The 13,890-nt window shown below is 44.9% G+C and carries 10 protein-coding genes; 5 read left to right on the forward strand and 5 right to left on the reverse strand.

Translation table 11 applies throughout. The features are described from left to right. Positions 1–9: 9 nt before the first annotated feature. Positions 10–1,209: a tyrosine--tRNA ligase gene (gene tyrS / locus MHN02_RS07270; RefSeq protein ID WP_069944833.1), complete on the reverse strand. Its 1,200-nt coding sequence runs from the start codon at positions 1,207–1,209 to the stop codon at positions 10–12. A 316-nt stretch (positions 1,210–1,525) separates the two neighbouring features. On the opposite strand from tyrS, the gene MHN02_RS07275 reads away from it, so the two are divergent. Then, positions 1,526–2,851 (forward strand): peptidoglycan DD-metalloendopeptidase family protein, encoded by a 1,326-nt coding sequence (locus MHN02_RS07275; RefSeq protein WP_239245291.1) that lies wholly within the window; start codon positions 1,526–1,528, stop codon positions 2,849–2,851. Positions 2,852–2,861: 10 nt separating this feature from the next. Beyond that, the gene (locus MHN02_RS07280) at positions 2,862–4,064 is read left to right on the forward strand and encodes an anhydro-N-acetylmuramic acid kinase (RefSeq protein ID WP_239245293.1); all 1,203 of its coding nucleotides are present in this window, start codon (positions 2,862–2,864) and stop codon (positions 4,062–4,064) included. A gap of 62 nt (positions 4,065–4,126) precedes the next feature. Here MHN02_RS07280 and MHN02_RS07285 read toward each other — a convergent pair whose 3' ends face one another. Next, entirely contained in the window at positions 4,127–5,380 is a 1,254-nt protein-coding gene (locus MHN02_RS07285) for an SLC13 family permease (protein WP_239245295.1), read from the reverse strand. Between the two features lie 247 nt (positions 5,381–5,627). Next, on the reverse strand, positions 5,628–6,965 hold the full coding sequence (fucP, locus tag MHN02_RS07290; RefSeq protein ID WP_239245297.1) for an L-fucose:H+ symporter permease: 1,338 nt from the start codon (positions 6,963–6,965) through the stop codon (positions 5,628–5,630). 499 nt (positions 6,966–7,464) lie between these two features. Between fucP and MHN02_RS07295 the strand changes: the two genes are divergently transcribed. Next, positions 7,465–8,784: a carbohydrate porin gene (locus tag MHN02_RS07295; protein ID WP_239245299.1), complete on the forward strand. Its 1,320-nt coding sequence runs from the start codon at positions 7,465–7,467 to the stop codon at positions 8,782–8,784. A gap of 211 nt (positions 8,785–8,995) precedes the next feature. Next, entirely contained in the window at positions 8,996–10,117 is a 1,122-nt protein-coding gene (locus MHN02_RS07300) for an alkene reductase (RefSeq protein ID WP_239245301.1), read from the forward strand. Between the two features lie 100 nt (positions 10,118–10,217). On the opposite strand, the gene MHN02_RS07305 is transcribed toward MHN02_RS07300, so the two are convergent. Together MHN02_RS07305 and MHN02_RS07310 are read right to left on the reverse strand one after the other, a co-directional pair. After that, positions 10,218–10,664, reverse strand: a complete 447-nt coding sequence (locus MHN02_RS07305) for an SRPBCC domain-containing protein (protein ID WP_239245303.1) — start codon at positions 10,662–10,664, stop codon at positions 10,218–10,220. 201 nt (positions 10,665–10,865) lie between these two features. Then, positions 10,866–12,677: a PLP-dependent transferase gene (locus MHN02_RS07310; RefSeq protein ID WP_171337875.1), complete on the reverse strand. Its 1,812-nt coding sequence runs from the start codon at positions 12,675–12,677 to the stop codon at positions 10,866–10,868. A 155-nt stretch (positions 12,678–12,832) separates the two neighbouring features. Here MHN02_RS07310 and MHN02_RS07315 point away from each other — a divergent pair, with 155 nt between their 5' ends. Then, positions 12,833–13,825, forward strand: coding sequence for a D-2-hydroxyacid dehydrogenase (locus tag MHN02_RS07315; RefSeq protein WP_171337874.1), 993 nt, complete (start codon positions 12,833–12,835; stop codon positions 13,823–13,825). The last annotated feature ends 65 nt before the right edge of the window (positions 13,826–13,890 follow it).

Consider the following 13,890-nt stretch of genomic DNA (forward strand, 5'->3'; position numbering starts at 1 on the left):
AGAAAAACATTAGGCTAGCGTAATACGCGCAAACTTGCGTTTACCCACCTGATACACATTTTCACCTTTTTCGGTGATTACTAAGCGGGTGTCTTCCACTTTATCGCCGTTAATTTTAACTGCGCCTTGCTTAATCATGCGCATAGCATCTGAAGTCGAACCTACAAGGTTAGCTTCTTTCAACAAATTACCAATGGCAATACCTTCATCGCTCAATGCAATTTCAAGCTCGGGCATGTCGTCAGGAATAGCGTTTTTCTGGAAACGTTGAATAAAGTCCTGATGCGCGCCTTCTGCCGCTGCGTCGTCATGAAAGCGTGCAATAATTTCTTTCGCCAGCATGATTTTAATATCACGTGGGTTTTCACCGTTAGCAACGCGAGTTTTAAGCTCAGCAATCTCTTCTAGCGGTCGGAAGCTTAGAAGGTCATAGTAACGCCACATCAAATCATCAGAAATAGACATCACTTTACCAAACATATCGTTTGGCGCATCTGTAATACCAATGTAGTTGTTCAAAGACTTAGACATCTTCTGAACGCCGTCTAGACCTTCTAGAAGCGGAACCATTACAATAGATTGCTGCTTTTGGCCTTGCTCTTTTTGAAGCTCACGACCCATTAGCAAGTTAAAGCGCTGATCAGTACCACCTAATTCAACGTCTGACTCTAGCGCAACAGAATCCCAACCTTGCACTAACGGATACAGAAACTCGTGAATAGCAATTGGCTGACCGTTGTTATAACGCTTTTTAAAGTCATCGCGCTCTAGCATACGAGCAACCGTCTGACTTGCAGCAAGTTTGATCATGCCCGCCGCACCAAGGTCGTCCATCCACTCTGAGTTAAAACGTATTTCCGTTTTATCTTCATCAAGGATCTTGAACACCTGTTCTTGATACGTTTTCGCGTTCTCTAATACCTGTTCTTTACTTAAAGGCTTGCGTGTTACATTTTTACCTGTAGGATCGCCAATTAGGCCAGTAAAATCGCCAATAAGAAAAACAACTTTGTGGCCTAGTTGCTGGAATGTACGCAACTTGTTGATCAACACAGTGTGACCAAGATGCAGATCAGGCGCAGTTGGATCAAAACCCGCTTTGATGGTTAGGGTTTTGCCGGATTTTAGTTTTTCAATTAAATCCTCTTCGGGGAGTATTTCATCAACGCCCCGTTTAATCTCAGCTAGCGCTGTTTGCCAATCTTTCATTTGTACGTCACACTCTTAAAAAAACTGTATATTCAATATTGGCGGGCATTTTACGCGTACAACGGAACCATTAAAAGGTTTGCGCGTCAAAAAACGGATTACAAACAGTCATGTTGTTAAACCCAACAGCTTTTAACGTGGAAATAGAGTGCTGAATTAACGTGGACTGTATTCAGTAAACTCAAGAAATAGTCTTCATGATAAGAGCTATTGGGTGTAACAATTTGCGCTAACAATATAATGAGAAAAGTTGCATTTTTAAGCAACGTATGTGAAATAGTGTTGTGCACATAACATTTCTCAGGTGGGCAGTAGTATGAGAAAGAAATTAGACGCTTCTAAAGCGCTCAATTTATTTAAAAAATTACCGAAACAGCACAGAACTGGGTTAGCAGTAGCTAGCTTATTTCTGGGTGGGCTTATTCTTTTTCCAAGTGAACCAGTAGAAGCCAGTCGCCATCAAGAAGCACACATTCTGGATGCGGGTGTCCGCTATCCGGTGGAGCTTCATATTGCGCCGTCAACCAAAGTATTTTCTGGTGAAGAAGAATCTTCATGGCAGACGTACAAGGTGCGCAGTGGCGATACATTAGCAAAGCTTTTTAAGCGTGCTGGCTTCACTTCGCGTGACGTATATAACGTAACGCAGGCAGGAGAGCTAACAAAAACGCTGGTTACTTTATTGCCCGGCGATGAACTATCGTTTAAAGCGAATAAAGACGGCAGCTTCGGCGAGCTAAAGTATAAATTGTCTTCGACTGAAACCCTGTTTGTACGTCCAGAATCGTCGGATGAGAACAGCGCCTTAACCGCTGAGCTTGAAAAGCGAGATGTAGACATTCGCTACAACTTCGCCCAAGGTGAAATTCACTCAAGCTTTTGGAACGCCGCCAGTGATGCAGGCTTAACCAGCAACCAAATTATGAATTTGGCGGGTATTTTCGGCTGGGATATCGACTTCGCCATTGAGATCCGTTCTGGCGATACGTTCAACGTAGTATTCGAAGAGCAATACATCGACGGTGAATTTGTCGGTTACGGCGACATCGTTGCAGCGGAGTTTACCAACCAAGGCGAGCATTTTAGCGCTATTCTTCACGAAGATGGCACATACTACACGCCTGAAGGGCGCAGTATGCGTAAGAGCTTCCTGCGTGCGCCGGTGAATTTTAGATATGTAAGCTCTAACTTCACAAAAGCTCGCTTCCACCCCGTGCAAAAGCGTTGGAAAGCGCACCGCGGTACAGATTACGTTGCTGCGGTTGGTACGCCAATTATGGCTGCGGGTGACGGTAAGGTAATTAAAGCCGGATACGATAAATATAACGGTCACCATGTATTCATTCAGCATGGCGAGAAATACACGACCAAATATCTTCACTTTAAAAAGCGTGCAGTGAAGGTAGGAGATACGGTTAAGCAAGGCCAAACCGTGGGCTATTTAGGTAGTTCAGGTATGGTTACTGGCGCCCATCTTCACTATGAGTTTTTAGTGGATGGTGTTCACCGAAACCCACGAACGGTAGAACTACCGAAGGCGCTTCCTATTGCTAAGGAAGAGAAAGAAAGGTTTATGGAAATTGCCGCAATACGCCAAGAGCAGCTAGATAATAACAAGCGCATTATGCTTGCAATGAAATAGCGACGACTAAATGGCAAAATATATTGGCCTGATGTCAGGTACTAGCATGGACGGCGTCGACGCCGTCCTGTGCGACATCTCGCAAACGTCTTGCACCACCCTCGCCGCCCATTCAATTCCTTATTCTGCCGAATTACTTACTGCACTCAATGCACTTTGTAGTGAAGGTCCTGATGAACTTAATAGTTTGGCCATCGCTGATAGACTGGTTGCTGAAACCTTTGCAAAGGTCACCTTAGCGCTGCTTGAGAAAAACAACCTACATCCTTCGGATATTACGGCTATTGGCTCGCACGGCCAAACCATACGTCATCATCCGAATTCCGATGTATTGTCAGCACACTTTGCAGAATCATCCATACGCGGCTTCACCTGTCAGATAGGCGATCCTAATACCATCGCTGTTCTTACCGGCATTGATGTTATTGCCGACTTTAGGCGCAAAGATATAGCCCTTGGAGGTCAGGGTGCTCCCTTAGTGCCCGCTTTTCACAATGCAGTATTTGCCAGTGATGATAAACACCGGGCACTCGTTAACATTGGCGGTATAGCAAACGTTTCACTGCTTGCGCCAAAACAAGATGCTTCGCCACCTAAAGGGTTTGATACCGGCCCCGGTAACACCTTGATGGATCAGTGGATAAGCCTTCATTTAAATAAAAGCTTTGATGAAGATGGAGCATGGGCTGCGTCAGGGCATTGTCACTCAGGCCTGTTAAACAGGCTCTTATTGGATGATTATTTCGCTTTGCCTGCGCCTAAAAGTACTGGTAGAGAGTATTTCAATATCAATTGGTTAAGTAATGCGCTTGCCGATTACTTCCCTTCTAGTGCAGAGCTGCAAAGCGAAGAAAAGAACAATAATTTAGCCCCTAAAGACGTGCAAGCTACCCTACTTTCGCTAACAGGTAGCACTATCGCTCAGGAAATTGTGAAGCATTTTCCTAAAACAAATAGAGAAGGCGCAAAAAGCGAAGTTATAGTGTGTGGCGGTGGCGCTTTCAATAAAGCATTAATGCATAACTTGAGCAATGCTTTAAGCGATTATGTAGTAACAGACAGCCATGCTCTGGGCATCCATCCACAGCACGTTGAAGGCGCAGCATTTGCGTGGTTTGCACATGCGTATATGAATGATATTCCAGGCAATGTGCCTGCAGTCACAGGGGCTTCGAAAGCAACGGTACTCGGAGCGTTATATAAAAAAGCGTAAGGGCGACAGGCTATCGCCCTCAAACGCTTTATTGGTTCTGTTTATAAAAGCAACGTCACCAATTAACTTGCCGTAACAAACAAATTCGCCATTACCAACACCAGCGCGTAACCCACGCTATACGCTGCAAGAAGAAGCAACACGAACTTGCCGTATTTGGCGAACGTCAGGCCCTTAACCTTACTCATGGTAACAATACCTGCTGATGAGCCAATAATAAGTAACGAGCCCCCAACGCCTACTGCATACGTGAACGCCATCCACTCAGCTGTCGACATGGCAATGTCCGCTTTTAACAACGCAGCAGTTAATGGCACATTATCTATCATGGCAGACAACACCCCCATCACAAAGTTGGCTCCTGTTGAAGGCATTACGCTATATACATGTAAAAGTGCGCCCAATGCGTCAATGTGATCGAGCATTCCGACAAGCAGCAACACCCCAAGGAAAAACAGAAGCGTGTCGAATTCTATTAGGCGAATATAGTCCAAGATAGGATCATCATATTTTTCTTCTCCCATAAAGGTTGCCACTAAAAACATAACCGCCATACCCGCTAAAAACGAAAGCATAGGTGGAATAGCAAAAAGCACATTGGCAATTAACGTCAGTACAATAGTGGACAGGAATATTCCCGCAATTACGTAATCAACCGGCCTAAGTTCATGGCGTGTTTTTTTTATTTTAACCTCCCCCTTCATACCTATACTCAACAGTAACGCTAGAAATAGTACTGCTGTGAGTGAAGGAATAATAAGTAAGAGCAGCTGAGTTATAGTGACCTTATCATCCAAGAAAATCATAAGAGTGGTGACATCCCCGGTTATTAGCGACACGCCCCCAGAGTTCACCGCAAATACCACTAGCACGGCAAATCGCATGGTTTGGTTAAAGGGCAAACCCAAGGATAAAACCATGGCAATAGACACCAAGGTCGCTGTGATGTTGTCAGCTAGCGAGGAGAAGCAAAAACTAAAAATAGCGGTAAAGAATATGAGTTTTTTGAGGGTTATTTTTTGCGGCATGATAATGTTTAACATGTTTTCAATCATACCTTTGCGGTTAAGGTAAGCAACGAAGGTCATTGCCGCCACAAGGAATAACCAGAGGGTGGATATTTCACTTATGTTTTCTATGAGGTGTTCATTGAGCTCTGCTAGATGAGGGCCCCTATTCGCATCTATGAAAAGAAGGATCCATGCGAATGTTCCGAAAAATAATGTGGTTTTGGCTTTATTCACGTGTAGCACTTCTTCAAATACCACACCCAATAATGCCATTACCGCTATGCCAATGAGCACATAGTCCAGCATACGTTTTACTCCCAAATTGTCAGGGGTGAATTATACGATTGCTGTTCATGCTTTAGCAGGTGTTCTGCGCTATACAAGGGGAAAAATCAGTTATATTCAACATGCACTAAACTGATGAAAATACGGTGAAAAAATGCTGTTAACTAATTGAGTGCATTCCTCAAAAAAGTGGAATACATAACGTATTCAATATACAAAAAAGGCCAGTGATAGAATCACTGGCCCCGTACACGTTTCTGAAGAAATACTACTTAGCTATTCCCATTTCCATCTTTTTAAGGGCATCTGCGTCTATATCGGACTGAGGCTTAGCGCTGCTCTTTTTGGCGCGCATGTCGAAGTAGCCATAGCCACCTACTAGCAAGAAGCAAATAGCTGGAACAATATATGACACAACAACACCTGCGCTATCAATAATGGCGGCTTGGAACAGCGGCATAATAGCTCCACCAAGAATGGCCATTACAAGGCCTGCTGCGCCTAGCTTAGTGTCTTCCCCCAGACCTTCAAGCGCAATGCCGTAAATCGTTGGAAACATTAGTGACAAACAGGCAGAGATAGATACCAATGCGATTACGCCTGCTAAATTAGGAGACTGTGTCATGAAGATACATAGCGCCATGGCAATCAGTGACATGATCATTAGCAGTCTAGCTGGATAGAGGTACTGCATAACCCACGTCATCACGAAACGAGAAATTAGAAATACAATCATGCTGTATTGTAAAATTTCACCACCACTCACTTCATTGCCACCTGTCGCTTTCATTGCATATTGGATGGTGAAGGTCCACACGCACGTTTGTGCTCCGACATTAAAAAACTGAGCCAATACGCCAAACCGATAATGCTTGTTGGCTACTAACCGCTTAAGCGAAGCGCCCAACTTAACGTCTTCCACACTAGACTCAACCGATTCTTGAATTGGCGCTTTGATCAGGAAGATTGCAACCCAAACCAAAACGAGTACACATGCCATACCTACATAAGGAAGCATTACCGCATCAAGCTCAGCCCCTATCACGTTTTTAAGCTCGCTTACCGACATGGCGGCACGCTCTTGTGCAGATGCCTGATTCAGGTTTGGCAATATAAGCGTTGCAGCCAAAAACACACCTAAATTAGTACCAACGGGATTAAATGCTTGAGCTAGATTTAAACGGCGTGTCGCACTTTTTTGATTTCCCATCGCCATGACGTAAGGGTTCGCCGACGTTTCCAGAATGGATAATCCGCCAGCCAATACAAAAAGTGCAGCAAGGAAAAAACCGTAAGTCATGGTTTGACTGGCTGGATAAAACAGAAATGCCCCCGTGGCCGCGCAGCCCAGTCCGGTCAATACACCTGTTTTATAAGAAAAGCTCTTGTTGATAAAAGCAGCAGGAATGGCTAAGCAAAAATACGCGCCATAATAGGCAAATTGAACCAATGCCGATTGCAAAGACGACATGGTAAATATTTTACTAAATACCTTTACCAAAGGGTCTGTCATGTTCGCAGCCACACCCCATGCAGCAAAGCAAATCGTTAACAATACAAAGGGAATCAATGTGTCTTTGGAAACCAAAGGGGCGTTGTTTTTCATAAGAACGGCCTTTCGCTTGTAAAAAATTAGTTAACCAATTTAAGCATTGCTCTTTACCTCTGTCAATAAATCAATTTGATTTACTTATTTCAAATTGCGTTAAAAATTAGACTTTATATGTAGACGACCGTTAACAGAAAATGCGTGACTGTTATTAAGCGGATAAAAGCGCCTTTGAAAATTTCTTAATATACAATGACATAACCTAGATAGTACGCCTCACTGAACGCTTTCTACTCACCTTGAAATATTGCCATCGCATCTCCCCACTATTAACGAAAAACACACAAATGTAGCAAATGAAATAAATAAACAAGGTTGATTTAATAGCAAAGGTTAGTTAGATTTCGTTCAAAACAAACATATGTTAACGCGTTGTAACGTTAGCTAACTCTGATTTATCTCGCGTCAACAAGGAGTTAGCAACAAATGCATAGATGTCATCAGTCACACGCTTATAACAAGCTGCGGTTGATAAACATTTTTAATTGAGAGAATAATGATGAAAACACCTACAGTTACCCGTCGCTTTTCTGGATGTAAGACAGGCTTGCAAACAGCGCTCCTCGCAAGCACCGCCATTGTTGCCGCCACTGCGTCAGCATCACAAAGTAAGTTTCAAGACGCGTTTGACTTTCAAGCAAGTTATACGGGTGAGTCAGCCACCAATATTGACGGTGGTGAACGCAGAGGCAGTGCCTATGCTGGTCAGCTCTTTGTAGGTGGGGAATTAGATTTAAATACGCTAGCGGGCTGGAAAGACACCAAAATTCATATTGCCATGACAAACCGACACGGCAAAAACTTAGCCGAGCACTACATTGGGAACAGTACGTCCGTACAAGAAATCTTTGGCGGCCAAAATACCCGTCTTGCACGGTTTACGATTTCTTCCTCGTTTTTAGATGGCGATTTAGAACTGGAAGGTGGCCGCACAGTAGCGAATATCAGCTTTTTAGGCTCTGAACTTTGTCAATATTTTCAAACCAATGCTGCTTGTGGGAACCCAACCTTTGTATTTAGAACCAGTAACTTTACTTGGTGGCCGGTTTCGAGTTGGGGTGGCCATGCGAAATACTGGCTTTCGCCAAAAACATACTTTCATACCGGCATCTATGAAGATAACACCAGTCATCAAGACTTAGGCGATCACGGCTTCGATTGGGCGATTAATGAGGCTACAGGCGTTGTTGTGCCCTTCACTCTGGGCTATCAAACTACGTGGGACAATGACGAACTTCCAAGACGCTACGAAATTGGCGGTTGGTACGATGGCGCAGACTACACCGACCCTGTCTTTGATGAGGAGGGCAACTATGCGGCGCAGTCAGGCAATGATTACGCTGTTAGAAACGGTCGCTCGGGTATATTCGCACGTTTTGAACAAACTGTTACTCGTCCTAACCCACTAACGAAAGAAGGGTTAACACTATTCGGAGCCGTGCTAACCGGTACATCGGGCGAGCTGATTGAAGACTACTATATAAAAGCGGGCTTTGTATTGCGAGGCACACTGGCCTCACGCCCTGACGATACCATTGGCTTCGTATTTACCCGTCAACAGTACAGTGACGAAGCGCTAGAGGATCAGCGTATATTAAGAAGCATAAACGGCGGGGTTGGCACACCAGCAAGCAGCCAAACCATGTTAGAGCTAAGTTATGGTTATCAACTCAATGACCACGTAAGAATTCAGCCGAACGTTCACTACATTATCAACCCCGACCAATTCGCACAGCGCGACAGAGTCATGGCACTTGATGATGCGATTGTTCTGGGCCTAAGGTTCGACGTAAACCTAGCGGCTTTGATACTTTAAATCTCCCTGCAATACACTTTACAGCGCCTTCGGGCGCTTTTTTTCAAACCGATGCCATTCCCTGCCGTTGAGTTTAATTAGTTTCAAGGACAACTTTCTACCAATCCAACTTCTCGCTATCTCTGTATTCACTACTATCTTATAGCGTTTTGAGCACCAATACGCTTAGCGCTTCAACATCAATCTTTTCTACGTTGAATAAGGAATAAGAATGACAGACTCAGTACTTTTTAGCTCGTTTGATTGGGCAGAGAATACATTGCAAAACCGCATGGTATTAGCCCCTATGACGAGAGGTAGAGCTGGCGCCGATCGCATACCCAATAAAATTATGGGCGATCACTATGTACAACGCGCAGATGCAGGGCTCATTATTACTGAAGCAACGGCCATTTCAGAAGAAGGCATTGGCTGGGTTGATACCCCTGGAATTTATACCGACAAAATGGTCGAGGGCTGGCGCTCGGTGGTCAATAGAGTGCACGAGGCAGGGGGAAAAATCGTTTTGCAGCTCTGGCATACTGGACGCGCATCACACAGCGATTTCCACAATGGAAATTTGCCCCTGTCTTCATCAGCAATAAAAATTGAAGGGGACGAAATTCACACGCCTAAAGGCAAGAAGCCCTACGAAGTGCCGAAGGCGATGACCTTTGACGATATAAAACGCACAGTACAAGACTACAAAAAAGCGGCCATTAACGCCAAGGCAGCCGGATTCGACGGTGTGGAAGTTCATGCTGCAAATGGCTATCTCATCAATCAATTTTTGGATAGCCGCAGCAATCAGCGCACCGATAATTATGGTGGTAGTGTCGATAACCGCTACCGCTTTTTGGCCGAGGTGATGGATGCAGTATTGAGCGTGTGGGATAAAGAGCACGTTGGCGTGAGATTATCGCCAAACGGGGTGTTTAACGATATGGGGGCCGATGATTTTCGTGAAACCTTTACCTTTGTTGCTCAACAGCTAAACAAATTGGAGATAGGTTATTTACACGTAATGGATGGCTTGGCCTTTGGCTTCCATGAACGAGGCGAAGCCATGACCCTTGCTGAATTTAGAGCACTATTCGACGGTATGATAATCGGAAACTGTGGCTACACCAAAGAAGAAGCCGAGAAACGTTTATCTGATGGCGATGGTGACATGATTGCGTTTGGGAGACCTTGGATCACGAATCCAGATCTTCCGACACGATTTAAGCATAATTACCCTCTCGAGTCCTTTGACGATCCATCATCGTGGTACGGAGGTGGTGTTGAAGGCTACAACGATTTTGAAACCTACCGCGAGAAGAGTGGGAAGGACGCGATGACTTCGCTGACCTGACTGTCTTTGGGCAGAGCCTAGCGCTCTGCCCTTTTCAAAAGCGTTATTTGAAATAACACGATGTGTAATGCTAACGCGTTCTCACTATTTAAATATGCCCTTAGTTAAACGACTTTTTCTTAGCGGCTAATACGGCAAGTTTTTCTAGACACGACATCCACGCGTAATTGTGCTGATCGCACTCTTGCTTATTGAGAAAGCCCTGCTGAATGAGCACCAACCTTACATTCCCCTCATCGGTCTTTTCGAAGTGAATGTCTACTGATGTCATCACCGACTCTTCCATATCATCTTCCCACGCCCAGGAAAACGACAGCTGCTCGTTCGCTAAAATAGTCACATACTCACCAGTTAATGACATTTCAATACCGCTGGGATCCATCATCTTTATGCGATAGCGACCGCCTTCCTTGAAATCACTCATGATTTGTGTGACCGAACAATCGCCCGGTGCAAACCACTCACTAAGATATTCAGGCTCGTGAAATGCTGCAAAAACAAAGGGCAATGATGCATCTAGCGTTACATCAATTTTAAACTCGTGCATAAGGCTGCCTTAGATATTCTTTGACGTTAAAGATCTGTGTCTATCTTACCTTATAACAAAAGTTAGGCGCTCTAGCGTCATTTACCTTTGCTATAAATAAAAAAATCCCGAGCCCGCGTAAGGAAAGGCCCGGGAGAAGGAGAACATCCTCAATATTTTTTATCGACAGCTCAAAGCAACTTCTTGAGCTAAAAAATGAACCTATGCACCTTTCATCAGTGAATCCATACTGGCCTTGCTGCCAAAGTGCTGTGAACTTACTCTTTCACTTACCGACAAATACAGATTGTCGATGTCGGCATTTGCCATAAACTTCTCACAAAATCCTGGAGCATGAGGCTCGATAAAATGTTTGGCGGCTAGCATAAAGTGGGCAATGAGCTGTTTAACGTTGTCGGTACCCATGGCAATACGCATAGTCGTCAGTTCTATCCCTGCTTTCTTCTGCTCGTCTGAGCTGAGCTCAGAGTGAGAGGTCAGCGCCGGGCATAAAATTATCGTATTATTCTGGCCAATACTCACTTGGTGGCTGAATGCAGGCTCTAGGGCATCGAAGAACCGCACAAATACATCGCGAGGCAGGTTTGCCGGCGCCATATCAACCGTGAATAAAGTACACGGCCAGCCGTGTGTATGCTGCTTTTCACGCAAACCGGCATTACTGTGTTCAGGCAGTGCGTGACAGTTAACGCGAATTTGATCGTGGGCATTCAAAAATGCAGTAAACACTTGCGTATTGATGACCTTGGTCATCATGCGCTGCTCTAAGGTCTTCATGCCGTTTAATACGTCAAAGGCCTTTTCAGAGTCTAAGAACGCACCTTTGATGTAGTACACATCCCAAAACATGGTCTGTGACCAATCAACACCATTTGCTGAACTGCCTTTTGGCTGGAACATACGGTGCCCTTCGCCAATAACTACGCCTGCTGTGGTAGCACCGCTACCACACAAATCTTTGGTGTAGCTGTGAATGACATAGTCGGGTCGCGCAGCTTTGTTTTTATGCTGAAGTGGCTGGTGCAGTACAGGTGTAGCAAGGGTGGAGTCCAACATTACCAACGCATCTTGTGCATGCGCTAATTCACAGATCCCAGGCACATCCAATACGTAACCATGTGGGTTACAAGGCGACTCTAAATACACGTGCATTTTCGCACCATTGCTTAAACGCGACGCATGTTCAGTTTTAGTTTGCTGCATGAACTCTGCAAAGCTCTGTGCGTCATAACCGTCAAACCACGCAATCTGTATGTCCATTCGGTTGCTGCGGGCGAAATAATCATGAAGTAGCTGGTACACTCCGCCGTACACGTTCCTCGAAACAATCAGTACATCGCCATGACTAAGAACATTTGATAAACACGCGTCAATGGCAGCCATGCCCGAGTTGAAGTTCCAGGCTAGATATTCGGCAGCGTAAGGACCCGCTTCCATATCCACAATGGCGTTAGCAAGTGAAATATTCGTTGGGTTCAACAGACGTGAATAAATTTGGTGAGTAAATTCTTTGCCTTGAAACGCGTCGTCGACCCATTCAGTACAGGCATACACATAAGTCGCTGTTCTTACCACCACGGGTGTTGCAGAAAAAAGTGCCGTGACATTGTCGAACAGTGGATAGTGCCCTTGCGAGCCATTGCCACTCGACAAACTTTGGTACGTGGCACGAAATGGGTTTTGCAACGTATCCAGTATCTTCGCAATTTGAAAAGACAGAAACTTTTTAGCGTTGAAATAAGCCAGTCTGTCTTCTTTATCAAGTCCTTGTAGCGTATTACTCGTAATATCCCATAGCTGCATAACGCTTGCTTGAGCACCATATAGGTGATGAGCGGTGTTGGCGAGTGCCCTACCGTAGTCGCTCTCAGCATTTATACCGAAATGAGATAATTGTTCCTCAACTAAAGCCTGCGTTGTTTCGGCTTGGGTCGTGTTACGCTTAGGTGAAAGCACCTTAGCGTGCGTTACATCAACATCTGTTGAGTTTTGGAATTTATTTTCTGACTGCATAGCGATTCCGTTGCAAATTGACTTCAGGTGCATGTACATGACACCAACACTGTTTACAAAAATGTAAAACTTAAATCACATTTTTAGAACAATTAGCGTTACGATTGTGCAGTCAGACAGAGGAAAGAAAAGTTTACTTTAGGAGTGTTAAGCAAATGACAGCAAGGAGTTCAAAGAGGATTGAACTGACCATTTTAAGCGATGAGGCGAATGATATTGCCGAAGCGATTCGTCAAAGAATAGCAGATAATAACGACTTCATAGGCGCTGATGGTCTCCCGCTTTTAACGCTTAAACAAATTGCTCAATGCCCTGAAGATGTAAATTCAGAAACCGTTACGGTACTGCTTGCAGACCCCGACCTTGCGTCTCGAATTATTGATACATGTTCAGCACTCACCTGGTGTCAGTCTACCTGGGCAGGCAATGCTCCCCTTCTAAATGCCGATAAGAAGAACTACATACTTACCGGACTAAAGGGAATTTTTGGTAAGCTAATGCGGGAATATGTTTTTGCTTACTTGCTTGGGCATGCCAGAAACGTAAAGGCTTTTGAGCAAAACCAGCGTGCCGCTCCGCCAATATGGGAAGCATCAAAGCGAATGCCGCTAAATGGTCAAACGCTTGGCATTGCTGGACTGGGCAGTATTGGGCAAGCATTGATCCCCGTTGCTCACGCATTGGGTATGAGCGTTGTGGGTTTAACCCGAAGCGGGCAAGCAGTGGAAGGTTCCGATGCTGTTTATACACCCGACACTATCGAAGCGTTTGCCAGAGCATGTGACCACGTGGTGAATTTAATGCCCGACACGTCATCTACGCAAAACATGCTTTCTCACGAATTTTTTAGTGCGCTGAAACCCCACAGTGTATTTATTAACGCAGGGCGAGGCAGTGCGGTTGACGACGATGCGCTCTTGCAAGCTTTAGACAACGGCGCATTGGCCCATGCAGTATTGGACGTCTTTCGTAACGAGCCTCTCGACCCAGCTCATCCATTTTGGCAGCACCCGCGTATTTCGGTGACCGCTCATACTGCCGCGGAATCTCAACCGAGCGATGTAGCTGACGTGTTTTTAGAAAATGTACTGCGTTACATCAATGGTGAATCGCTCAATTACCAGTTTGATTTTGCAAAGGGCTATTAGCGTTCAAATAGCCCTTCTCGTCATCCATTCAAGACTAAAATACAGCCTGTCTGTAGCTGGTTACG

The sequence above is a fragment of the Alteromonas sp. CNT1-28 genome (genome assembly GCF_022348345.1).
GTDB classification, from domain to species: domain Bacteria; phylum Pseudomonadota; class Gammaproteobacteria; order Enterobacterales; family Alteromonadaceae; genus Alteromonas; species Alteromonas macleodii.